This window comes from Tersicoccus phoenicis, assembly GCF_001968835.1.
Classification (GTDB): domain Bacteria; phylum Actinomycetota; class Actinomycetes; order Actinomycetales; family Micrococcaceae; genus Tersicoccus; species Tersicoccus phoenicis.
On sequence record NZ_MRDE01000050.1, the window covers coordinates 1 to 22539 of the forward strand.

Consider the following 22539-nt stretch of genomic DNA (forward strand, 5'->3'; position numbering starts at 1 on the left):
CGGCACCTGACCACCAGCAATCGACCACACGAGCAAGGAACTCCAGTGGAAAAGCCGGGCAGACCGGCGGCCACCACACGCCCAAACGGCCACGAAGCCAGCTCACCCGGAGCGGTCACCGTCACGAAGCTGATCGGTGGATCGAGGCTTAGCGGTTCCCGCCCGGATGCGGTGCTCCGCGTGTCTGACTTAGCGGTTCCCGCCCGGATGCGGTGCTCTTTGAGTACGTCATTCGGGCGGAACCGGCTGACTCACGCACGGGCGGGCCGCGTGCCTCGCTCGGCCGCATCGTCGCGTGTGTGACTTAGCGGTTCCCGCCCGACAGCGGTGCTCCGCGTGTGTGACTTAGCGGTTCCCGCCCGGATGCGGTGCTCTTTGAGTACGTCATTCGGGCGGAACCGGCTGACTCACGGTTCCGCGCGGTAGCGGTTCCGCACGGCGCCGAGTTCGCCGGGTTCCGACCTCCGCCGGTGTTCTGTGGCCACGGTCGCCGGGCAGAACTGGCGGACTTCCGGAGAGGAAGCCCGGCGATAGGCTGACGTGGACCCGTCGCCCTGTCGCCGACCACCCCGACGGCGGCACCGCGACGACACGAGAACGAGCCACCAGAAGACGGAGCACACCCGCATGCGCGTCCACATCGCGACCGACCACGCCGGCATGGAGCTGAGCGCCCACCTCGTCACCCGCCTGACCGAGCTCGGTCACGACGTCGTCGACCACGGCCCCCGCGATTACGACGCCCTGGACGACTACCCCGGCTTCTGCATCCGTGCGGCGCAGGGCGTGGTCGCCGATCAGGCGGCCGGTGTCGAAGCGCTCGGCATCGTCCTCGGTGGATCGGGCAACGGCGAGCAGATCGCGGCGAACAAGGTGCTCGGCGTCCGGGCGGCACTGGTCTGGAACGAGGAGACCGCCCGCCTCGCCCGGCAGCACAATGATGCGAACGTCGTTGCCGTCGGCGGTCGGCAGCACACCGTCGACGACGCCACGCGACTGGTCGAGGTCTTCCTCGCCGAACCGTTCACCGGGGAGGAGCGGCACGTGCGCCGGATCGGTCAGATCGCCGAGTTCGAGCGCACCGGCGCCGTCGTCGGTTCCGGCGCCGCGGCGGATGCCTCGCGACTGACCAACGACGAGACCGCGTGACCGTCATCCGGATTCCGAGTGCGGCGTCGGACCGCGTGACGTCGGACCGTGCGTCGCGCTGATGCCCGAGGGCCACTCCATCCATCGGCTCGCTCGGCAGCTGACCGATGTCTTCGCCGGTCAGCGCGTTCGGGTATCGAGTCCGCAGGGCCGTTTCGCCGCCGGTGCGGCGCTGCTCGACGGGCACGTCCTGACCGGGGCCGAGGCGATCGGCAAACAGTTGCTGATCCATTTCAAGAACCACGACGGCGAGGGTCCGGGCCGCGGCGAGTACGGCGACGGCGACCGGCAGGGCCCCGACGGTGACGAGAACGGCGAACACCGCGTCCTGCGGATCCATCTGGGCCTGTACGGCGCGTTCAGCTTCGGCGGCGACGCGTCGTTCCGGGGCGCCTCGAGCATCGGCGCACCCCGCCGGATCGGCGAGACCGAGAGCGGTGCGCAACCGGGCGGGGAGTACCTCGGCCCGCCCGCCCCGGTCGGCGCCGTGCGGGTCCGACTGGTCAGCGAGCACGGCTGGGCCGACCTGCGTGGTCCCTCGGCGTGTGAGGTCCTCACGTCCGACGATGTGCGCGCCCTGCGGGCCGCGGCCGGGCCGGACCCGCTCCGCAGCGGTGCACCCGCCGCTGCCGACGACGCCGGCGGTGCACCCGCCGCTGCCGACGACGCCGGGGAGTTCAGCGGGCGGTTGCGCCGACGGCACGTGGCCTGCGGTCAGCTGCTGATGGATCAAGGCGTCATCGCCGGCATCGGCAACGTCTACCGGGCCGAACTGCTCTTCCGCGCCGGGATCGACCCGTACCGCCCCGGCAAGCGCGTGACGGAGCAGGAGGCCGTGGACCTCTGGGCCGACGCGGTGTTCCTGATGCGCGACGGCGTGCGGCTCGGCCGGATCGTCACCACCCAGCGGGACCCGGCCCACGCGGTCGCGGTACAGGACCTCACGCTCGACGTCGACGCCGCGGACATTCCCGAGGAGCACGGGCGTTTCGTGTACAAGCGCACCGGGCAGCCATGCCCCCGGTGCGGCACCCCCGTCGCGTCCGCCGTCATGGCCGGCCGCAACCTCTACTGGTGCCCCGGCTGTCAGCACTGAACAAGGCCGAGGCGCCCGACCCGGAACGTGGAACGACCCCGCCCGGGTGGTCCGGACGGGGTCGAGGTGAGGGGATGACGGGAATCGAACCCGCGTAATCAGTTTGGAAGACTGAGGCTCTACCATTGAGCTACATCCCCGCGGTGCCGCGCCGCAGAGCGGAACCAACGCGAGCGCGCTACCACTACAGCATAAGGGGAAGCAGCCGGCCAAACCGCGCACGTGGGTCGGTCCTGGACCGGTTCCGGGGGTCGCCGATGTGCGCCCCGGCCGCCCTTGCCCATAGACTGGCCGATGCCTTACGGGGCGTAGCGTAGTGGCTAGCGCGCCTGCTTTGGGAGCAGGAGATCGCAGGTTCGAGTCCTGTCGCCCCGACCCGTGACAAGGGGCCTTCGGCCGCCCGGTCACGCTTCCGTACCTGCCCCAACACGTTCAGGAGTACACGTCCAGTGAAGAGTGCCGTCGAGAAACTCGACCCGACCCGCGTCAAGCTGACCGTCGAGGTCCCCGCCGAGGAGCTCAAGCCGAGCATCGACGAGGCGTACAAGACCATCTCCGGCCAGATCCAGGTCCCGGGTTTCCGCAAGGGCAAGGTCCCGAACCGGCTGATCGACCAGCGTGTCGGCCGGGGCTACGTGATCGAGACCGCGATCAACGAGGGACTCAACGGCTGGTACCAGCAGGCCGTGCAGGAGGCCGAGCTCCGGCCGCTGAGCCGTCCCGAGGTCGAGATCACCGAGGTACCGGACCCCTCCGCCGCCGCCGGTGACCTGAAGTTCCAGGTCGAGGTCGACGTCATGCCCGAGATCGAGCTGCCCGACTACGCGGGCATCGAGGTCACCGTGGACGCGACCGAGGTCGCCGACGACGACGTCGTCGCGGCCCTGGACGAGTTGCGCGGCCGCTTCGGCACCCTCGTCACCGTGGACCGGCCCGCCGCCGACGGCGATTTCGTCACCATCGATCTGACCGCGACCGTCGACGAGGAGCAGGTCGACGCCGCGCAGGGCCTGTCCTACCAGATCGGCGCCGGCACCATGCTCGACGGCATGGACGAGGCGCTCACCGGCCTGTCCGCCGGCGAGGAGACCGTGTTCGCGACGAAGCTCGCCGGTGGGGATCACGCCGGTGAGGACGCGCAGGTCACGGTCGTGCTGACCGCCGTGAAGGACCGGGAGCTGCCCGAGGCGGACGACGAGTTCGCGCAGCTGGCGAGCGAGTTCGACACCATCGACGAGCTCAGGGCGGACCTGCGGGGCAAGGCCGGCGAGGACAAGCTGGCCGAGCAGGGCGTGCAGGCCCGCGACAAGGTCCTCGAGAAGCTGATGGAACTCGTCGAGGTGCCGGTCCCGGCCAACGTCGTGCAGGAGCAGGTCGAGCAGCACTTCTCGCAGAGCGCCGAGGCCGATCACGACACCGAGGAGCACCGGACCGAGGTCGCGAAGAACACCGAGGAGGCCTTCCGCAACGAGGTCGTCCTCGACGCGATCGCCGAGAAGGAAGAGGTCGGCGTCGAGCAGGCCGAGCTGATCGAGTACATCGTGACCACGGCCGGCCAGTACGGCATGGACCCGAACCAGTTCGCCCAGATGCTGGACCAGGGCGGCCAGGTGCCGATGATGATCGGTGAGGTTCGCCGCCGCAAGGCTCTCGCCGTCGTGCTCGAGAAGGCGAAGGTCACCGACACCAACGGGGCGGCCGTCGACCTGAGCGCGTTCGTCCGGCCGACCGGAGCGGGGGAGACCATCGACGCCGGCGACGCCGCCGACCAGGCGACCGACCCCGCGGAGGGCGCGACGGTCGAGACCGACGCTGTCGAGACCGGCGCCGTGCAGACCGACGCCACGCAGGACGACGCCGACAGCACGACCGAGACGACCGTGGGTCAGGACGCCGCAGCCGCCGACGCCGGCGCGGACGAGAAGCCGGCAGCGAAGTCGACCACCCGGAAGAAGCCCGCCGCGAAGACGGCGGCACGCAAGCCCGCCGCGAAGAAGCCGGCTGCCGAGACCGACGCCGAGAGCTGACCCCGGCGACCGGTCCGGGCATCACCCGGACCCCGCACCACGCGAGCGCACTGAGCCGCCCGGCCGTCAAGGCCGGGCGGCTCGGTACGTCGAGAGGCGCCCCGGTACCGGCGTTTCCGCCAACCTGCGCCGTCAGCGAAAAGTGCGCTCCCGCGGAAGGGCGGCCCCGGCCAACGCATTAGTGTCCTGTAGAGAAACCGACCGATCTGAGAGGTGAGGCACCCGTGAGCAGTGAGAACACCAGCCCGTCGATGGCGACCCAGGACGTCGCCTCCCGGGACGACTTCATCTACAACCGGCTCCTGCGCGAGCGGATCATCTGGCTCGGCTCCGAGGTGCGCGACGACAATGCGAATCTGATCTGCTCCCAGCTGCTGCTGCTGTCGGCGGAGGACCCGGTCAAGGACATCTTCCTCTACATCAACTCCCCGGGCGGCTCGGTGACCGCGGGCATGGCCATCTACGACACGATGAAGTTCATCCCGAACGACGTCGTCACCGTCGCGACCGGCCTGGCCGCCTCGATGGGCCAGTTCCTGCTCTCCTCCGGGACCAAGGGCAAGCGCTACGCCACCCCGCACGCGCGCATCCTGATGCACCAGCCCTCCGGCGGCATCGGCGGCACCGCCTCGGACATCAAGATCCAGGCCGAGCTGATCCTGAACATGAAGCGCACGATGGCGGAGCTGACGGCCGAGCAGACCGGGCAGACCGTCGAGCAGATCCTCATCGACAACGACCGCGACAAGTGGTTCTCCGCGCAGGAGGCCCTCGACTACGGCTTCTTCGACCACATCGCCGCGCACGCGGCCACCGTCGCCGGCGGTGGAGGCACGGACCAGAACAGCGACACGGACGACGACGAGCGCGGCTGACCCGGTACCGCCCACCACCAGCCCACCGGACGCAGACCACAGGAGAGACCCATGAGCTACACCTTCGGTTCCACGGCCGGCAGCCTGCCGACCAGCCGGTACGTGCTGCCCCAGTTCGAGGAGCGCACGCCCTACGGCTTCAAGCGCCAGGATCCGTACACCAAGCTGTTCGAGGACCGCATCATCTTCCTCGGCGTGCAGGTGGACGACGCCTCGGCCGATGACATCATGGCCCAGCTGCTCGTGCTCGAGGCCACCGACCCGGAGCGGGACATCACCCTCTACATCAACTCCCCGGGTGGATCCTTCACGGCGATGACGGCGATCTACGACACCATGCAGTTCGTCCGGCCCGAGATCCAGACCGTGTGCCTGGGCCAGGCGGCCAGCGCCGCGGCCGTGCTGCTCGCCGCGGGTACACCGGGCAAGCGGCTCGCGCTGCCCAACGCTCGCGTGCTGATCCACCAGCCGGCCCTGGCCGGAGGCGAGGGTGGGCAGGCGTCGGACCTGGAGATCCAGGCCAATGAGGTGATGCGGATGCGCACCTGGCTGGAGGACACGCTGGCGCTGCACAGCAACCGGACCTCGGAGCAGGTCAACATCGACATCGAGCGGGACAAGATTCTCACCGCCGAGCAGTCCAAGGAGTACGGCCTGGTCGACGAGGTGCTCGGCTCCCGCAAGGTGCACAAGCCGAAGATCAACACCTGATCCCTCCGTGTGACCCAGGGGCGCCCGCGTCGTCGATGACGATGCGGGCGCTACCTGTTCCACGAGTGTGGGTGCCGTGCCCTAAGCTGGAAACAGCTGCCGGCGTTCCGGTCCCCGTTCCCCGTCCGTCGCCCGGACGGGTCGGCCGTGCGTAGAAACGGCAGCAGTCCATCGCACCAGGGTGAAGGGTTCGACGCACATGGCTCGCATCGGTGAGAGCACAGACCTGTTGAAGTGTTCTTTCTGTGGCAAGAGCCAGAAGCAGGTCCGCAAGCTGATCGCGGGCCCGGGCGTCTATATCTGCGACGAGTGCATCGAGCTGTGCAACGAGATCATCGAGGAGGAGCTGGCCGAGGTCGCGGACCTGGGCAGCTTCGAACTGCCGAAGCCGAAGGAGATCTTCGACTTCCTGCAGGAGTACGTGATCGGTCAGGAGCCCGCGAAGCGCTCCCTCGCCGTCGCCGTCTACAACCACTACAAGCGGATCCAGTCCGGCAGTGCCTCCCGGTTCGGTGAGGCCCCCGAGGACGTGGTCATCGCCAAGTCCAACATCCTGCTGATCGGCCCCACCGGATGCGGCAAGACGTATCTGGCGCAGACCCTCGCGAAGCGGCTGAACGTGCCGTTCGCCGCGGCGGACGCGACGGCGCTGACCGAGGCCGGGTACGTCGGCGAGGACGTCGAGAACATCCTGCTCAAGTTGATTCAGGCCGCGGACTACGACGTCAAGAAGGCCGAGCAGGGCATCATCTACATCGACGAGATCGACAAGATCTCCCGCAAGAGTGAGAACCCCTCCATCACCCGGGACGTCTCCGGTGAGGGCGTGCAGCAGGCGCTGTTGAAGATCCTGGAGGGCACCGTCGCGTCCGTACCGCCGCAGGGCGGCCGGAAGCACCCGCACCAGGAATTCATCCAGATCGACACGACCAACGTGCTGTTCATCGTCGCCGGGGCGTTCGCCGGGCTCGAGGACATCATCGGCAATCGGTCCGGCCGCAAGGGCATCGGCTTCGGCGCCCCCCTCCAGGAGATCACCGCCAAGCCGGACGCCTTCGCCGACGTGATGCCCGAGGACCTGCTCAAGTTCGGTCTGATCCCCGAGTTCATCGGACGGCTGCCCGTCATCACGACCGTGTCCAACCTGGACAAGCCGGCGCTGATCCAGATCCTCACCGAGCCGAAGAACGCCCTGATCAAGCAGTACCAGAAGATGTTCCAGCTCGACGGCGTGGAACTGGTGGTCGACGACGGGGCGATGGATGCCATCGCGGACCTGGCCCTGGACCGGGGCACCGGGGCTCGCGGGCTCCGGGCCATCATGGAGGAGATCCTGCTGCCCGTCATGTTCGACCTGCCCAGCCGGGAGGACATCGCCAGCGCCGTCATCACCGCCGAGGTCGTGCAGAAGAAGGCCGAGCCGACGCTCGTGCCGCACGCGGCGACCAAACGGCGCAAGTCCGCCTGACCGCACGCCGGTCGCGGCGTGACCCCCCGCAGAGGGGACACCACAGAGGGGGTACCGTGAGCACGCCGACCACCGGGAACGGCAACGATCCGTGGCGCAGGTCGACCGAATCGCAGGGGCCCGGGCAGCCGGGCGGCTACCCGCCGCAGCCCGGACCCTACGGCTACCCGCCGCAGCCGGGCCCGGGTTACGGCTACCCGCAGGGCGGCTACCGTCCCCGGAACCCGTATCCGGGAGTCGAAGGCGCCGAGCCGACCAGCGCCGGTCGGCAGATCCTGGCCGCGCTCGTCGACAACCTCATCATCGGTGTGGTGTTCAGCGTTCTGGGGCTGCTGGCCTTCACCCCGTTGTTCGCCACGCTGGGCAGCCTGCCCAGCAGCGCCTACACGCCCAGCTATGACCAGTACGGGGCCCCGACGACCCGGCTCAGCCCGGATCAGGCGGGTGCGCTGGCGGGCAGCATCGCGGCATCCCTCGCCATCATGGCCGTGCTGTTCCTCATCGTCGGCATCGTCCTGTGGTGGTGGCTGGCGACCCGAGGCAAGTCCATCGGCAACGCCGTCTTCGGACTGCGGCTGGTCGGTCAGGAGACGGGACGGCCGCTGGGCTGGGGACCGACCTTCCTGCGTGGCCTGCTGATGTGGGGCGCCAACGCGCTGACCGGCGGCATCATGGGTCTGCTGTTCTGGCTCTCCCCGCTGTTCGACAGCACGAGCGGCTGGTACCAGTCGTGGCAGGAGAAGCTCTTCAAGGGCGTCGTGATCGACCACAAGCAGGGCCGCGACACGTTCGGCCCCGGCCAGAACCACCGCTGACGGCGAGGGCCCGTCGGCGGCGCCGCCAGCGGCCCGACCTCACCGGGCCGTGGGCCAGGCGTAGCGGCGTTCGGGCCGGCCCGCTCCGTATCGCAGCTGCACCGTGACGGTGCCCTGCTCGACGAGGTGCTCGAGGTAGCGGCGCGCGCTGACCCGGGAGATGCCCACCCGCTCGGCCGTGCCCATGGCGGAGAGGTCGCCGTCGGCGGCCCGCAGCGCCTCCTCCACTGCGTGCAGTGTCTCGTCGCTCAATCCCTTGCGGGGCACCGATCTCGCCGCCGGGACGTGCCCGAAGAGGCGGTCCACGACGGTCTGGTCGGCGGTACCGCCGTCGGCCGCTCCGGACTGGTCGCGGTACTGCGTAAGCCGACGGCTCAGATCCTCCCGCTGGAACGGCTTCATCAGGTAGCTCGTCACGCCACCGCGGCGTGCCCTTACCACGGTCGCCTGCTCGCGGGCCGCGGTGATGACGATGGCGTCCAGGTTCGGCTGCTCACGCCGCAGCCGGTGCAGCAGGTCCAGCCCGTTACCGTCGGGCAGATGGATGTCCAGCAGCACCAGGTCGGGGGCGTGCGCCCGGGTCAGGGCCAGCGCCTCGGCCGCCGAGTGGGCGACACCGCACACCCGGAAGCCCGGGTTCTGGGCCACGAAACCCGCGTGGATGCGAGCGACCATGAAATCGTCGTCGACCACCAGGACGTCAAACATCGACCCGGTCCTTCCCCGTGCCGGAACGCCGGTCGGACTGCCCGGGCCGGCCGGTGTCGGGCGGGAGCGGCTCACGTCGCAGCGTGGCGGTGAAGACCGCGCCGTCGACGGTGGTGACGGCCACGTCGCCACCGCGCCGCCGGCACACGTACCGGGTCAGCGTCAAACCGAAACCACGCCCTCCCGCCGCCTCCGACGTCTTGGTGCTGAAACCCTGATCGAAGATCCGGTCGGGGTCGGCGGTGGCCACCCCGGGGCCGGTGTCCTGCACCGTGATCAGGACACGGACGCCGTCGTCCTGCACGTCCACGCCGACCATGGCGTCCGGGGTGCCGGAGACGGCGTCGAGGGCGTTGTCGATCAGGTTGCCCACCACCGTGATCAGGTCGCGGGACAGACCCTCGTCCACCGGCCCGAGCCCCGCGTCGAGGTCCAGGTCCAGAGCCACGCCGCGTTCCCCCGCGACCGAGGACTTGGCGATCAGCAGGGCGGCCAGCGGGGGGTCGGCGATGCGCTCGGTCACGGCGTCGACCAGCAGGGACCGGTCGGTGCTCACCCCGTTGACGAAGCGGAGCGCGCTGTCCGTCTCCCCGAGTTGGATCAGCCCGGCGACGGTGTGCAACTGGTTGGCGAACTCGTGGGTCTGGGCCCGCAACAGTCCCGTGGCGGTGCGCGTGGCGCCGAGCTGGTCCTCCAGTTCGAACAGCTCGGTCCGGTCGCGCAGGGTGGTGACCGTGCCGATCACCCGGCCGTGGGAGGTGATGGGACGCCGGTTCGCCACGAGCAGGCGGTCCCCGACGACGATGGTCCGGTCGGCGGCGTCGTCCGGTCCGAGCAGGACGTCGACGACGGCGTCGTCGGCCGTCGTCTCCCGGGCCGGGGCGCCGAGCGGCACGGCGGCCCAGCCGAGCAGCTCACGGGCGGCGTCGTTGAGCACGGTGATCCGTTCGGCCAGGTCGACGGCGACGACGCCCTCCTTGACGCCGTGCAGCAGGGCCTCTCGGTGCTCCACCAGGGCCGCGATCTCGCCCGGTTCCATGCCCAGGGTCTGGCGCTTGAGCCGGCGGGAGAGCAGCCAGGAGCCGCTCAACCCGATCACGCCGCACACGGTCAGCGCCAGCGCGAGGTCGGGAGCGGCGGCGGACAGGCGCTCGCTCCACCCCGGGTACTCACGGGCGGCGATCGCGAGCCCGGCGCGCCGGCCGGCGTCGTCGAACACCGGCACCCGCGCCACCAGCAACTGCCGGCCCGCGACGGTGGCGGTGCCGGTCCACTGCCGCCGCGCATCGCCCCGGACGAACTCGGCCGGGGCGGGGTGGCCGCGCAGGGTCGCATCGGAGGAGGCGATCACCACCCCGGCGTCGTCGACGAGCGTGGCCTCCGTCAGACCGGAGACCGACCGCACCGACTCCAGCACCGCCGGCAGGGCCGCCCCCTCACCCGGCCGGGCCTCGGGCAACCTGCTGCGCACCAGCGGCGTCGCGGCAAGGGATTCGGCGGCGGACAGCGCCCGCCGGCCCTCGAGCGCCTCGAACGACTGCAGGGACTGGCCGATCGAGAGCCACAGCACACCGGCGAGCACGCCGAGCAGGACGAGCAGCTGCAGGACGAGCAGCTGTCCGGCCAGCGAGACGCGGCGCTGACGAGAGGCGTGGTCGGCCACGGTCAGACCTTCCGGGAGGGACGATGGGGACGGGACGACGGACGGGGGTGTCGGGGACCACAACGACCACAAGATTTCTTGCGATCGCAAGCTATGAGCCGGGTCACACCGCCGTCATGCTGGTCACGTTCATCATTCCATCTCGAAGGGGAGATCATGCGATCGTCTCGATTCGTTCGCATCGCGGCCGCGGCCGTCGGTGCCGCCCTGGCGCTCTCGGCCTGCGGTGTCACGTCCAACTCCGCGACTCAGGCCACCGGCTCGGGCAACGCCGGCTCGGCCACGGACCTGCGCATCATGGTGCCGAACACGGCCGGCGGTGGCTACGACACGACCGCCCGGGTCGCCGCCAAGGTGATGGCCTCGGAGAAGGTCACGCAGAAGCAGCCGGAGGTGTACAACCTCGCCGGTGCGGGCGGCACCGTCGGGCTGGCCCGGCTGGTCAACGAGAAGGGCAACGCCGACCTGTCGATGCTGATGGGCCTCGGCGTGGTGGGCGCCAGCTACACCAACAAGTCGCAGGCCAAGCTCACCGACACCACGCCGCTGGCCAAGCTGATCGAGGAGCCCGGCGCGATCATGGTGCCGAAGAACTCCCCGTACAAGACCATCGACGACCTGGTGAAGGCGTGGAAGGCGGACCCGGCGAAGGTGTCCGTCGGCGGCGGCTCGTCCCCGGGAGGTCCCGACCACCTGCTGCCCATGCAGCTGGCCCAGACGGTGGGCATCGACCCGACCAAGGTCAACTTCGTCTCCTACGACGGCGGTGGCGACCTGCTGCCCGCCATCCTGGGCAACAAGGTCAGCTTCGCCGCCTCCGGCACCGGTGAGTACGTGAAGCAGATCGAGTCCGGTGAGGTGCGGGTGCTGGCGACCTCCGGCGCCGAGCGACTGGCCGGGATCGACGCGCCGACCCTCAAGGAGTCCGGCATCGACCTGGAGTTCACCAACTGGCGCGGCATCGTCGCCCCACCGGGGATCGACGACGCGGCCCGGACCAAGTGGATCGACGCCCTGTCCAAGATGCGCGACTCCCAGGGCTGGAAGGACGCCTTGAAGACCAACGGCTGGACCGACGCGTTCGTCAGCGGTGACGAGTTCGGCACCTTCCTGAAGAACCAGGATCAGGCGGTGGCGGACGTGCTCAAGAAGCTGGGCCTGGCGTGAGTTCTGCGCTGACCGAACGGCTGCGTGGCCGCTCCGAGCTGGGCCTGGCGGCCCTGCTCGGGGTGGTCGGCGTCGTCGTCCTCGTCGATGCCGCCGGCCTGCGATCGCTGCAGACCACCGCGGACCCGGTGGGTCCGCGCGCCATGCCGTACGCGGTGGGGGCCCTGCTGCTCGTGTGCGCGGTCGTGCTGACTGTCCAGGTGCTCCGTGGCGGGCACGCCGAACCGGACGCGGGCGAGGACATCGACCCTGCGTCGGCCTTCGACTGGAAGACCCTGGTCCTGCTGATCGGCTTCTTCCTGCTCAACGCCGCCACCATCAACGTGCTCGGCTGGGTGATCTCCGGCGCCGTCATGTTCTGGGGCTCCTGCTGGGCCCTCGGTTCCCGGCGTTGGCTGCTGAACGTCGTCATCTCGCTGGTCCTGTCGGTGGCGTCCTTCTACGGCTTCTACCTCGGCCTGGGCATCCAGCTGCCCGCCGGCCTGCTCTCGGGAGTGCTCTGACGTGGATACCCTCAACCTGTTGATGGAGGGTTTCGGCCAGGCGCTGACCCCCGTGAATCTGCTGTTCGCCCTGGTCGGGGTGATCCTCGGCACCGCCGTCGGCGTGCTGCCCGGCATCGGGCCGGCCATGGCCGTGGCGCTGCTGCTGCCGGTCACCTCGGGTCTGGGCCCGTCGACCGCGCTGATCATGTTCGCCGGCATCTATTACGGCGGCATGTACGGCGGGTCGACGACGTCGATCCTGCTGAACACCCCGGGCGAGTCGGCCACCGTGATCACCGCCATCGAGGGCCACAAGATGGCCAAGGCCGGGCGTGCCTCCCAGGCCCTGGCCACGGCGGCCATCGGCTCGTTCGTCGCCGGTTCGATCGGCACCGCGCTGCTGGTGGCGGTCGCACCCCTGGTGGTCAGTTTCGCCGTCTCCCTCGGCGCGCCGAGTTACCTGGGCATCATGCTGCTCGCCCTGGTGGCCGTCACGGCCGTCCTGGGCAGTTCCAAGGTGCGCGGTTTCGCCTCCCTCGGGCTCGGCCTGGCCGTCGGCCTGGTCGGCGCGGACATCGTCTCCGGGCAGCGGCGGCTCACCTTCGGCCAGCCGCTGCTGGCCGACGGGATCGACATCGTCGTCGTCGCGGTCGGCATCTTCGCCGTCGGCGAGGCGCTGTGGATCGCCGCGCACCTGTCCCGGGCCCGGACGACCACCATCCCGGTGGGGCGGGCGTGGATGGGCCGGCAGGACTGGAAGCGGTCGTGGAAGCCGTGGCTGCGGGGTACGGCGCTGGGCTACCCGTTCGGTGCCCTGCCGGCCGGCGGCGCGGAGATCCCGACCTTCCTCTCCTACGTCACCGAGAAGCGCCTGTCCAAGCACAAGGAGGAGTTCGGTCACGGCGCGATCGAAGGGGTGGCCGGTCCGGAGGCGGCGAACAACGCGTCCGCCGCCGGCTCGCTGACGCCGATGCTGGCGCTCGGGCTGCCGGTGAACGCCACCGCCGCCGTCATGCTCGCGGCGCTGACCAGTTACGGGATCCAGCCGGGGCCGCTGCTGTTCGAGGAGGAGCCGCAACTGGTCTGGGGTCTGATCGCGTCCCTGTTCATCGGCAACCTGCTGCTGCTGGTGATCAACCTGCCGCTGGCGCCGCTGTGGGCCCGGCTGCTGCAGATTCCGCGACCGTACCTGTACGCCGGGATCCTGTTCTTCGCCACCCTCGGCGCGTACGCCGTGAACCTGCAGGCGTTCGACCTGATCCTGCTGCTGCTGCTCGGTCTGCTCGGGCTCGTCATGCGCCGTTACGGGCTGCCGGTGCTGCCGATGATCATCGGTGTCATCCTGGCCCCGCGGGCCGAGAAGTCCCTGCGCCAGGCGCTGCAACTCTCCGCCGGCGACCCCGCTGGCCTGGTCAGCGAGCCGGTCGCAGTGGTCTGCTACGTGCTCATCATCGCCGTGCTGTGCCTGCCGCTGGTGACCTGGTGGTGGAAGCGGCGGCACCCGGCGGACGCGGACCTCGCGTTCTCCGGGGCCGATTCGACGGTCGCCCTGGCCGAGCGGATGGAGGACCACGACGAGCAGGTCTCCGGCCACGCGTCGTCGGGCTCGTCGTCGGGCTCGGACCGCCGCTGAGCGGAACAATTCGTCGGTGCTTCCGGTTGCGCCTCACGTGATTCGGAACACCGACGTAAGGAGATGACCGTGCCTGAGGAGAACACCGCGACGAACACCGCCGACTTCTGGTTCGACCCGCTGTGCCCCTTCGCCTGGGCCACCTCGCGCTGGATCGAGGAGGTGGAGAAGGTCCGGGACGTCACCGTCGACTGGCACGTGATGAGCCTGGTGATGCTGAACGAGGAGGACGCCGGCAACCAGCACTACGGGCGCAAGGACGAGCTGGCTCCGCTGCGCGTGATCACGGCCGCCAAGCACCAGCACGGTGACCGGGCGGTCAAGGCCCTGTACGACGCGATGGGCACGGAGATCCACGTCAACGCGAACCAGGACCTGCCCGACGTCGTGGTCAAGGCGATCGCCGCGGCTGGACTGCCGGCCGACCTGGCCGCCGCGGGGGAGTCGGACGAGTACGACGACGAGATCCGAGCCAGCCACGACGCCGCCATCGAGAAGGTCGGCCAGGACGTGGGCACCCCGGTGGTCGCGTTCAACGGCGCGGCGTTCTTCGGCCCCGTGATCACCCGGATCCCGCGCGGCGAGGAGGCCGGAACACTGTGGGACGCCACGGTCGCCATCGCCGGGTTCCCGTACTTCTTCGAGCTCAAGCGCTCCCGCACGGAGGCCCCGCAGGCCTCCTGACCCCCCAACCTCCTCACCCTCTCGCCGCAGCCGGTCCCTCACCGCCAGCTCGCGGAGATTGGCTGCATCGAAGCCCGAAGCGGTTCGTGATGCAGCAGAACTCCGCGAGCTGCGGGCGGGAAACACCCCGCCGCGTTCGGGCGCGGCTCAGCCGGGGATGTTCTCGCTCGGGGCGAGGACGATGTCGTCGACGGTGAGTTCGGTGCCGTTGACGCGCTCGGCCACGGTCAGCGTCAGGTCGCTGACGTTGCCGGCGGCCTTCAGGTCGCCCAGGCCCGCGCGGAGCCGCTCGATGGCGCCCGCCGTGCCGGAGATCGAGGCGGAAAGCACCTCGGTCCGCTGTTTGACCTTGGCCTCGGACTTCGCCTTTCGCACCCCCGAGAGGGCGACGCCGAGGGCCGGCAGGATACCGGTGTCGCCGTCGAACCCGGTCACCGTAGGCCACTGCGCGCGGTGCACCGAGCCGGACCGCCACCAGGACCAGACCTCCTCGGTGGCGAACGGGATGAACGGGGCGAACAGGCGCAGCAGGGCGTCGAGGGTCGTGGCCAGCGCCACGAGCACGGACGCCTGTTCGGCCTCGCCCGCGGTGCCGTACGCCCGGTCCTTGATCAACTCGACGTAGTCGTCCGTGAACGTCCAGAAGAACGTCTCCGTGATCTGCAGGGCCCGCGCATAGTCGTACGCCTCGAACGCCTCACTGGCCTGCCCGATGACGGCGTCCAGCGACGCGAGCAGCGCCGCGTCCAGCGGTTGGCTGAGCAGGTGGGCGTTGTCGTCGTCGAGCACGGACTCCTCGGTCGCTCCGAGATTGAGCACGAACTTCGACGCGTTGAGCAGTTTGATGGCCAGGCGTCGGCCGATCTTCATCTGCCCGACGTCGTACGCGGTGTCGCCGCCCAGCCGCGCCGAGGCCGCCCAGTACCGCACCGCGTCGGACCCGAACTGCTCCAGCACGTCGGTGGGGACGACGACGTTGCCCTTGGACTTGGACATCTTCTTCCGGTCCGGGTCCAGGATCCAGCCGGACAGCGCGGCGTGCTTCCACGGGGCGGTGTCGTTGAGGGCGTCGGCCCGCACCACGGAGGAGAACAGCCAGGTCCGGATGATGTCGTGCCCCTGCGGGCGGAGGTCGAACGGGAACACCGTGGCGAACAGGTCCTCGTCCCGGCTCCAGCCGCCCACGATCTGGGGCGTCAACGACGACGTCGCCCACGTGTCCAGCACGTCCGGGTCCCCGGTGAACCCGCCGGGCGTGTCCCGCGCCGACTCCTCGTACCCGGGCGCCGGCTCCGCGGCCGGGTCCACCGGCAGGGCGGCGTCGTCGGGCAGGATGGGGTGCTCGTGATCCGGCTCACCGGACTCGTCGAGGCGGTACCAGACGGGGATCGGCACCCCGAAGTAGCGTTGCCGGGAGACCAGCCAGTCCCCGTTCAGACCGTCGATCCAGTTCTCGTAACGCGCCCGCATGAACGCCGGGTGCCAGGCCAGCTGCCGGCCGCGTTCGATCAGCCGCTCTCGCCGGTCGGCGTCCCGGCCACCGTTGCGCAGGTACCACTGTCGGCTGGTGACGACCTCGAGCGGCTTGTCGCCCTTCTCGTAGAAGTTCACCGGATGCGTGATCGTCCGCGGTTCGCCGTCCAGGTCACCGGACTCGGCCAGCTGGGCCGCGACCAGTTCCCGGGCGCTGAACGTCGTCTTGCCGGCCAGTTGCGCGTACGCCTCGGCGCCCGCCGTCTCGGTGATCCACGCCGGGGTCTCGGCGATGATCCGGCCGTCGCGGCCCACGATCGGGCGGGTCGGCAGGTCCAGCTCGCGCCACCAGGTGACGTCCGTCAGGTCGCCGAACGTGCAGATCATGGCGATGCCCGAGCCCTTGTCCGGCTTGGCCAACTCGTGCGCGACGATCGGCACCTCGACGCCGAACAGGGGAGAGGTGACCGTGGTCCCGAAGAGGGGCTGATACCGCTCGTCGTCGGGATGGGCGACGAGGGCCACGCACGCCGGGATCAGCTCCGGACGCGTCGACTCGATGTACACCGGGCCGGAGCCGTCCGTGCGGTGGAACGCGATCCGGTGGTAGGCGCCGGGCCGCTCGCGGTCCTCGAGTTCGGCCTGGGCGACGGCGGTGCGGAACGTGACGTCCCAGAGGGTCGGCGCCTCGGCCAGGTAGGCGTCGTCGTTGGCGAGGTTGCGCAGGAACGCGCGCTGCGAGACTGCGCGGGAGGCGTCATCGATGGTGCGGTACGTGCGGGTCCAGTCCACCGACAGGCCGAGCCGGGTGAACAGGTCCTCGAACACCTTCTCGTCCTCGACGGCGAGGCGCTCGCACAGTTCGATGAACGTGCGGCGGGAGACCGCGACGAAGTCCCGCTCGTTCTTCGGCGGGGTGGCCGACGGCTCGAAGCCGGGGTCATACGGCAGGCTCGGGTCGCACCGGACACCGAAGTAGTTTTGCACCCGGCGCTCGGTCGGCAGGCCGTTGTCGTCCCAGCCCATCGGGTAGAAGACGTTCTTCCCGCGCATCCGCTGATACCGGGCCAGCACGTCGGTCTGCGTGTACGAGAACATGTGGCCCACGTGCAGGGAGCCGGAGGCCGTCGGCGGCGGGGTGTCGATGGAGTACACCTGTTCCCGGGTGCTGCCCTCGGCGAACCGGTAGGTGCCGTGCCGGCGCCACCGGGCGGCGTGCTTCTCCTCGAGTCCTTCCAGGGCCGGTTTGTCGGGGACGGAAACGGTCGCGGGCGCGTCTATGCCCTCACGGAGTTCAGCCATGGTGCCGATTGTTTCACGGCCACCGGCCCCGTCCGGGCCGGGCTCCTGATCCCGGCGGTTGGCCGGGATGGCGAGGTCTCCGACGATGGCGCCACTGGGTGTGGCGGCTGGGGCTGCTGTGACGACGTCGGTGGCACACGCATCACTTCTGCAACACTCGGTGGCGCCGTTGTCGTCGCTGGAGCGCTCGAGGATGAGTCGCCGGTCTGTCTGTCGCCGGGCTCTGTTCCGTGGCGGTTGGCCGGGTTGGCGAGGTCTCCGACGATGGCGCCACTGGGTGTGGCGGCTGGGGCTGGTGTGGCGCCGTTGGTGGCACACGCATCACTTCTGCAACACTCGGTGGCGCCGCTGTCGGTGCAGCGCCCGACACGTCAGCGTCGGCTTCGTCCTCCACGGGTGCCACTCGCGCTCCAGTCATCCACAGCAGCTTCTCAACGCCTGCGTCGTCCACCGAGGAGTGAGACGGTCACACCGTGCAGGACGTGGAACGAGCGCTTCGGTGGGGTGTCTGCCGGGCGCGAGACCTTCGAGCAGCCGGCTTGTCCCCCGACGGCATCGACCGCCTCGTGCGCGAGGGGTGGCTCGTGCGGGAAGCGCGTGGTGTGTACGCCCGTCCGGACGCCGACGCGGAACTGGTGCACGCGGCGCGACGTCACATGGTGCTGACCTGCCTCTCGGCGTGCCACGCGCATGGCCTCTGGGTCTGGCACCGTCCACATCCGCCGCACGTCGCCCGGTCGGACTCGACCCGAACGCCGGGCGTCATCATTCATCGGGTTCGCTGCGTTCCGCGTCAGCCGGTTGCGCCGGTTCTCGATGCGCTCGTGACGGCCTTCCGTTGTGCGCCGCCGCGGGAGGCGATCGCTGCAGCCGAGAGCGCCGTCAAATACGGTCGCATCACACACGACGAGCTCCTCGCCGCCTTCACCGGTCAGCGCGACCGCCGCATCCGGGCGTCGATCGGCCGCATCCGCACTGGCTCGGCGTCACTACCGGAGACGCTTGCCCGGCTCGCACTGGAAGACGCCGGCTTCGAGGTGCGCATGCAGGTGGAGATCGAGGGCGTCGGCCACGTGGACGGGATGGTCGACGGGGTCGCCTATGAGGTCGACGGGCGTGCGTTCCACTCGGGGCCGGTGGAGTTCGAGGAAGACCGTCGGCGATGGAACGCGTTGATGGCGCTCGGCATCCCGTCCGTGCGCATCCCGGCGCGGTGGGTCCTGGCGAATCCGGACGCCGCAATCACTGTCGTCCGCCGGGTCCTGGACGGGTGGCGGGCGTCCTGACGTCGACGACGAAGACGACGAGCGGCCTTCGGTGCTGGACGCCGCGAACGACGCCGGGCAGACTGCAGACGAGAGTCGAGGTGAATGATGTCGCGAGCAATGACGTGGGGTAGTGGCGTCACTCCCGGACGCCGGTCCCGTCTCGCTGCCCGACAACCCGTGGTGGCTCCGGTGAGGGCCGTCCGTGGTGCCGACGCGATGCCGGGCGCCGACAACCCGTTCCGGGCCAAGAGCCCAGCCAATCGGCGCGTCGCGGCACAGGTCTACATCATCGCTCGTGAGAAGGCCGGGCGGCCGGTGTCACCGTCCGTCCGCGCCATCGCGGAGAGTCGCGCTTGATCCAGCGCGCCGGGGCGTTGCAGGTACGCCTTCGCGTCGCCGCACCGATCGACGCGCACCCGATCACCGCGGTCTTCGGCGCCCCGACCGTCGGCGCCGCAATCGACGATCCTGATCGTCTGGTGATCCTTGCCGAGGACGACAGCGGCCGTCCCATTGGCTGGGCGAAGATTCACCGCTGTCCGCACGACGACGAGCAAGCTCCCGCCGGCCATTATCTCGGCGGCCTCGGTGTGATCGGTGCATGGCGCAGACGGGGCATCGGGACCGCCCTCACCGTGCCCCGGATGGCGTGGATACGTAAGCGCACCGACGAGATCTGGTGTGTCATCAACCCCCGGAACGAGGCTTCGCTCGCGTTGCACACCGGCCTAGGGTTCCGTGAAGTGGGTCGTGGCCCGCGGTTCCACACCACGACCTTCGACGGCGGCGTCGGCGTCCTGCTGTGCGCTCGCGAGGTCCCGCCGGTCGATACGCTGACGCCGTGACTACCGACACCACTAGTGCATGGACGACCACCGACGACGCCGTCGGTTACGACGACCGTCTCCTGCGCGGAGCGGGTCTCCGCCTCCGTGCGACGACCGATGCGGATTTGCCCGTCCTCGGCGCATGGAACACGGCGGACCACGCGGCGATGCAGCAGGACCGCGTGAAGCCCCGCCCCGGCGCCTCGGTCGAGGACATGTTCCGCACCTGGAGCAGCAACAGCGCGTCGTCGACGGACACCGGGTTCAGCATCGTCACCCTCGACTCCGACGAGCTGATCGGTCACACGAACCTGTACGCCACCGCGCCGCATACGAGGTCGGCGACCTTCACCATCATGCTCGGCCCGGGTCATGTCGGGCGCGGCCATGGCGTCGAGGCGACGCGGCTGATGCTCGGCTATGCCTTCGCCGAGCTCGGGCTGCACCCCGTCGAGCTGCAGACCACGGCGTTCAACGACCGCGCCATCCGTGCGTACGAGAAGGCCGGCTTCACGGTCGAGGGCCGGCGCCGCGAGGTGGTCTTCCATGCGGGCCGCTTCCACGATCACGTGCTCATGGGCGTCCTCGCCCGAGAGTTCTCGGCTGCCCCGTGACCGAACCGCTGACCTGGTTCGCCGGCCGCTGGGCGATGGAGCGCCGGCTCGACGACCGGCGCGCCGGCCGCGCCTGCACCGTGACCGGCACGGCCGACTTCACGGCCACGGACGACGACGACGTCCTCGCCTACGCCGAGGTCGGCACCCTCACCGGGGACGGCCAGCCCTCGGCCGCCGTCGAACGCCATCTGACGTTGCACGACGACGGCGCCCCTGGCGTGCTCGTGCGTTTCGCCGACGGACGCGAGTACGTCCGGCTCGAGCTGAGCGGTGGGTACGCCGAGGGCGTCCATCATTGCGCGCCGGACACCTATCGGATCACGGTCAGGGTCGACGACGACGACGCCTGGACCGAGACGTGGCACGTGACCGGTCCCGCCAAGGACTACACCGCCGTCACGCGCTACCGTCGGCGGACCTGAGCGGCCGAACGGATCAGGCGGTCGAGCCGCCCCCGCACGCGCCGCGCCACCGGCAGGGAACAGGGGGCGACGCCCCACGCCCCGCGCCACGCCGTAACCCTCCGCGCGACGCACAGGGAACTCGTTGACTATTGAATTTTGGGGCTCTGGACCCAAGCCGGAGCCCCAAAATTCAATAGTCGACGGCGGGCGTGGGCGGGGGTCGACGGCGGGCGTGGCCCGGGGGTCAACGGCGGGCGTGGCCCGGGGGTCGACGAGGACGCCAGTGGCCGGAGCCCCTTGTCATCCGTCCGCGAGAGGAGAAAGCTGCGGAGGAGGCCCTGCACGGAGCATCTCGCGAGGAGGAACGATGTCGACCACCGACGACCAGGCCAGCCCCACAGAACACAAGCTCAAGAGACACGTCGGACCCATCGGTCTGCTGTTCGCCGGCATCGGCTCCATCATCGGCTCCGGCTGGCTGTTCGGAGCGTTCAACGCGTCGGTCATCGCCGGGCCGGCGGGCATCTTCTCCTGGCTGGTGGCCGGCCTGATGATCATGCTGATCGGTCTGTGCTACGCCGAGCTGGGACCGATGTTCCCCATCTCCGGTGGCGTGGTCCGCTACCCCCACCTCGTCTGGGGCTCCTTCGGCAGCTACTCGCTGGGCTTCATCACGTGGATCTCCTCCGCCGCGGTGCCGGCCATCGAAGTGGAGGGCGCGCTGACCTACGCCACCGCCTACGGCCCGTTCACCACCCCGCACACGGTCAACGGGGACAAGGTCTACACGCTGACCGGGGTGGGTCTGGTGGTCGCGATCATCCTGATGGCCATCTTCGTGGTCATCAACTACTACGGCGTCAGACTGTTCGCGCAGATCAACAACGTGCTGGTCTGGTGGAAGCTGGCCATCATCATCCTGGTCATCGTGGTCTTCCTGGTCACCGCCTTCGCCACCACCACCATGGGATCGCCGGCGAACTTCACCTCCCGTGGTTTCGCCCCGGCCGGTCCTGCGGCCATCTTCACGGCCATCTCGACGGCGGGGATCACCTTCTCCTACTTGGGTTTCCGGCAGGGCATCGAACTGGCCGGTGAGACGTCGAACCCGAAGCGCAACATCCCGCTGGCCATCATCGGTTCCGTCGGGATCACGGCCATCATCTACGCGCTGCTGCAGGTGGCCTTCACCATGGCCGTGCCGGAGGATCTGCTGGCCCAGTCGGGCAGCTGGGCGAACCTGAGCTTCGCCGACGACTTCGGTCCGCTGGCGGCGTTGTCCACCCTGGCAGGGTTGACCTGGTTGGCCTACCTGCTCTACGCCGACGCGATCATCTCCCCGGCGGACACGGGTCTGGTGTACACCACCATCGCCTCCCGGGTGTCCTACGCGATGGGCCGGAACGGCAACTCCCCGCGCTGGCTGGCGAAGAACAACAAGCGCGGCGTCCCGTACTGGTCGCTGGTCGTGACGTTCGTGGTGGGTCTGATCCTGTTCCTGCCCTTCCCCAGCTGGCAGCAACTGGTCGGCTTCATCACCAGCGCCACGGTCATCTCCTTCGGATCCGGCCCGCTGGTGATGGCCACCATGCGCCGCGAGATGCCCGACCGCGAACGCCCCTTCCGGCTGCCGTTCGGCGATGCCATCCCGCTGCTGGCGTTCTACAGCGCGAACATGATCGTGTACTGGGGCGGCTGGACCACCAACGCGAAGCTCTTCATCACCATCGCGCTCGGCTACATCCTGCTGGTGATCTTCCAGTTCGTCGGCGACCGGAAGCGCAAGCCGCCGCTCGATTTCCGGGCCGGCGCCATCTGGGTGATCCCGTGGTTCGCGCTGATGGCACTGGTCAGCTGGCTATTCGACCCGAAGTCCCGCCCCGACATGTTCGGCTGGATGTTCCTCATCAACGCCGTGATCAGCGTCGTCATCTTCTACCTGGCCCTCTACGCGGCGCTGCCCGTGTACAAGGTCAAGCACTACATTGCCGAGGCCGAGCACGAGTCGGAGGAGGAAGAAGAGGTGCTGGCCGGCGGCCACGTCGGTTGAGCACGGGAACGACGACGACGACGTCGACCTCGCGTAGACTGGCCGCACCAGCGACGACCCGGCCATCACCGGTGAGCTTCCGGAAGAACAGCCCGACCACGCGGGCCCAGTAGAACC

Annotated in this window: 20 protein-coding genes and 2 tRNA genes; 18 read left to right on the forward strand and 4 right to left on the reverse strand. The window is 69.6% G+C overall.

Annotated elements, in window-relative coordinates:
* Positions 1–627 precede the first annotated feature (627 nt).
* Both BKD30_RS07760 and BKD30_RS07765 read left to right on the forward strand, forming a co-directional pair.
* Positions 628–1149, forward strand: a complete 522-nt coding sequence (locus tag BKD30_RS07760) for a ribose-5-phosphate isomerase (protein WP_076703765.1) — start codon at positions 628–630, stop codon at positions 1147–1149.
* Positions 1150–1210: 61 nt separating this feature from the next.
* A complete protein-coding gene (locus BKD30_RS07765) occupies positions 1211–2245 on the forward strand; it encodes an Fpg/Nei family DNA glycosylase (protein ID WP_076703767.1) in 1035 nt (344 codons plus the stop codon).
* Positions 2246–2314: 69 nt separating this feature from the next.
* Here BKD30_RS07765 and BKD30_RS07770 read toward each other — a convergent pair.
* Positions 2315–2385: transfer RNA gene (locus tag BKD30_RS07770), tRNA-Gly, on the reverse strand.
* Positions 2386–2547: 162 nt separating this feature from the next.
* On the opposite strand from BKD30_RS07770, the gene BKD30_RS07775 reads away from it, so the two are divergent.
* From BKD30_RS07775 to BKD30_RS07800, 6 genes are all read left to right on the forward strand, one after another.
* A tRNA-Pro gene (locus BKD30_RS07775) sits at positions 2548–2620 on the forward strand.
* Positions 2621–2694: 74 nt separating this feature from the next.
* Positions 2695–4272 carry a trigger factor gene (gene tig, locus BKD30_RS07780; RefSeq protein WP_076703768.1) on the forward strand — a complete coding sequence of 526 codons (1578 nt, stop codon included), beginning with the start codon at positions 2695–2697 and terminating at the stop codon, positions 4270–4272.
* A gap of 251 nt (positions 4273–4523) precedes the next feature.
* Complete coding sequence (locus BKD30_RS07785; protein ID WP_076703832.1) at positions 4524–5147, forward strand: ATP-dependent Clp protease proteolytic subunit; 624 nt, start codon at positions 4524–4526, stop codon at positions 5145–5147.
* 51 nt (positions 5148–5198) lie between these two features.
* Positions 5199–5858, forward strand: coding sequence for an ATP-dependent Clp protease proteolytic subunit (locus BKD30_RS07790; RefSeq protein ID WP_076703782.1), 660 nt, complete (start codon positions 5199–5201; stop codon positions 5856–5858).
* A 199-nt stretch (positions 5859–6057) separates the two neighbouring features.
* On the forward strand, positions 6058–7326 hold the full coding sequence (gene clpX / locus BKD30_RS07795; protein WP_076703784.1) for an ATP-dependent Clp protease ATP-binding subunit ClpX: 1269 nt from the start codon (positions 6058–6060) through the stop codon (positions 7324–7326).
* A 56-nt stretch (positions 7327–7382) separates the two neighbouring features.
* Entirely contained in the window at positions 7383–8141 is a 759-nt protein-coding gene (locus tag BKD30_RS07800; protein ID WP_076703786.1) for an RDD family protein, read from the forward strand.
* Between the two features lie 39 nt (positions 8142–8180).
* On the opposite strand, the gene BKD30_RS07805 is transcribed toward BKD30_RS07800, so the two are convergent.
* Both BKD30_RS07805 and BKD30_RS07810 read right to left on the reverse strand, forming a co-directional pair.
* Positions 8181–8849 carry a response regulator gene (locus BKD30_RS07805; protein WP_076703787.1) on the reverse strand — a complete coding sequence of 223 codons (669 nt, stop codon included), beginning with the start codon at positions 8847–8849 and terminating at the stop codon, positions 8181–8183.
* Positions 8842–10512: a sensor histidine kinase gene (locus BKD30_RS07810; protein ID WP_076703789.1), complete on the reverse strand. Its 1671-nt coding sequence runs from the start codon at positions 10510–10512 to the stop codon at positions 8842–8844. The genes BKD30_RS07805 and BKD30_RS07810 overlap by 8 nt, the downstream gene beginning before the upstream one ends.
* 156 nt (positions 10513–10668) lie before the next feature.
* Between BKD30_RS07810 and BKD30_RS07815 the strand changes: the two genes are divergently transcribed.
* From BKD30_RS07815 to BKD30_RS07830, 4 genes are all read left to right on the forward strand, one after another.
* Positions 10669–11679 (forward strand): Bug family tripartite tricarboxylate transporter substrate binding protein, encoded by a 1011-nt coding sequence (locus BKD30_RS07815; RefSeq protein ID WP_076703791.1) that lies wholly within the window; start codon positions 10669–10671, stop codon positions 11677–11679.
* Entirely contained in the window at positions 11676–12182 is a 507-nt protein-coding gene (locus BKD30_RS07820) for a tripartite tricarboxylate transporter TctB family protein (RefSeq protein ID WP_076703793.1), read from the forward strand. Before BKD30_RS07815 ends, BKD30_RS07820 begins: the two co-directional genes overlap by 4 nt.
* A gap of 1 nt (position 12183) precedes the next feature.
* Entirely contained in the window at positions 12184–13797 is a 1614-nt protein-coding gene (locus tag BKD30_RS07825; RefSeq protein ID WP_083956127.1) for a tripartite tricarboxylate transporter permease, read from the forward strand.
* 63 nt (positions 13798–13860) lie between these two features.
* Positions 13861–14481 carry a mycothiol-dependent nitroreductase Rv2466c family protein gene (locus BKD30_RS07830; RefSeq protein WP_076703794.1) on the forward strand — a complete coding sequence of 207 codons (621 nt, stop codon included), beginning with the start codon at positions 13861–13863 and terminating at the stop codon, positions 14479–14481.
* 147 nt (positions 14482–14628) lie between these two features.
* Here BKD30_RS07830 and valS read toward each other — a convergent pair whose 3' ends face one another.
* Positions 14629–17256 (reverse strand): valine--tRNA ligase, encoded by a 2628-nt coding sequence (valS, locus tag BKD30_RS07835; protein WP_076703796.1) that lies wholly within the window; start codon positions 17254–17256, stop codon positions 14629–14631.
* A gap of 482 nt (positions 17257–17738) precedes the next feature.
* Here valS and BKD30_RS07840 point away from each other — a divergent pair, with 482 nt between their 5' ends.
* From BKD30_RS07840 to BKD30_RS07865, 6 genes are all read left to right on the forward strand, one after another.
* Positions 17739–18542, forward strand: coding sequence for a type IV toxin-antitoxin system AbiEi family antitoxin domain-containing protein (locus BKD30_RS07840; protein ID WP_268874373.1), 804 nt, complete (start codon positions 17739–17741; stop codon positions 18540–18542).
* 171 nt (positions 18543–18713) lie between these two features.
* Positions 18714–18881: a hypothetical protein gene (locus BKD30_RS16490; RefSeq protein ID WP_218189279.1), complete on the forward strand. Its 168-nt coding sequence runs from the start codon at positions 18714–18716 to the stop codon at positions 18879–18881.
* The gene (locus tag BKD30_RS07850; RefSeq protein ID WP_076703800.1) at positions 18878–19369 is read left to right on the forward strand and encodes a GNAT family N-acetyltransferase; all 492 of its coding nucleotides are present in this window, start codon (positions 18878–18880) and stop codon (positions 19367–19369) included. Before BKD30_RS16490 ends, BKD30_RS07850 begins: the two co-directional genes overlap by 4 nt.
* The gene (locus BKD30_RS07855; protein ID WP_218189280.1) at positions 19366–19965 is read left to right on the forward strand and encodes a GNAT family N-acetyltransferase; all 600 of its coding nucleotides are present in this window, start codon (positions 19366–19368) and stop codon (positions 19963–19965) included. Before BKD30_RS07850 ends, BKD30_RS07855 begins: the two co-directional genes overlap by 4 nt.
* Complete coding sequence (locus BKD30_RS07860) at positions 19962–20390, forward strand: DUF6314 family protein (protein ID WP_083956128.1); 429 nt, start codon at positions 19962–19964, stop codon at positions 20388–20390. Before BKD30_RS07855 ends, BKD30_RS07860 begins: the two co-directional genes overlap by 4 nt.
* Positions 20391–20739: 349 nt before the next feature.
* Positions 20740–22422, forward strand: a complete 1683-nt coding sequence (locus BKD30_RS07865) for an APC family permease (RefSeq protein ID WP_076703802.1) — start codon at positions 20740–20742, stop codon at positions 22420–22422.
* Positions 22423–22539 lie beyond the last annotated feature (117 nt).

What these genes read in the sequence shown, in the direction of transcription:
- BKD30_RS07785 (WP_076703832.1), top strand. Translation starts at nt 4,524, where the DNA reads ATGGCGACCCAGGACGTCGCCTCCCGGGACGACTTCATCTACAACCGG.
- BKD30_RS07765 (WP_076703767.1), top strand. Translation starts at nt 1,211, where the DNA reads ATGCCCGAGGGCCACTCCATCCATCGGCTCGCTCGGCAGCTGACCGAT.
- clpX (WP_076703784.1), top strand. Translation starts at nt 6,058, where the DNA reads ATGGCTCGCATCGGTGAGAGCACAGACCTGTTGAAGTGTTCTTTCTGT.
- BKD30_RS07805 (WP_076703787.1), bottom strand. Translation starts at nt 8,849, where the DNA reads ATGTTTGACGTCCTGGTGGTCGACGACGATTTCATGGTCGCTCGCATC.
- BKD30_RS07865 (WP_076703802.1), top strand. Translation starts at nt 20,740, where the DNA reads ATGTCGACCACCGACGACCAGGCCAGCCCCACAGAACACAAGCTCAAG.
- BKD30_RS07790 (WP_076703782.1), top strand. Translation starts at nt 5,199, where the DNA reads ATGAGCTACACCTTCGGTTCCACGGCCGGCAGCCTGCCGACCAGCCGG.
- BKD30_RS07830 (WP_076703794.1), top strand. Translation starts at nt 13,861, where the DNA reads ATGACCGTGCCTGAGGAGAACACCGCGACGAACACCGCCGACTTCTGG.
- BKD30_RS07760 (WP_076703765.1), top strand. Translation starts at nt 628, where the DNA reads ATGCGCGTCCACATCGCGACCGACCACGCCGGCATGGAGCTGAGCGCC.
- valS (WP_076703796.1), bottom strand. Translation starts at nt 17,256, where the DNA reads ATGGCTGAACTCCGTGAGGGCATAGACGCGCCCGCGACCGTTTCCGTC.
- BKD30_RS07815 (WP_076703791.1), top strand. Translation starts at nt 10,669, where the DNA reads ATGCGATCGTCTCGATTCGTTCGCATCGCGGCCGCGGCCGTCGGTGCC.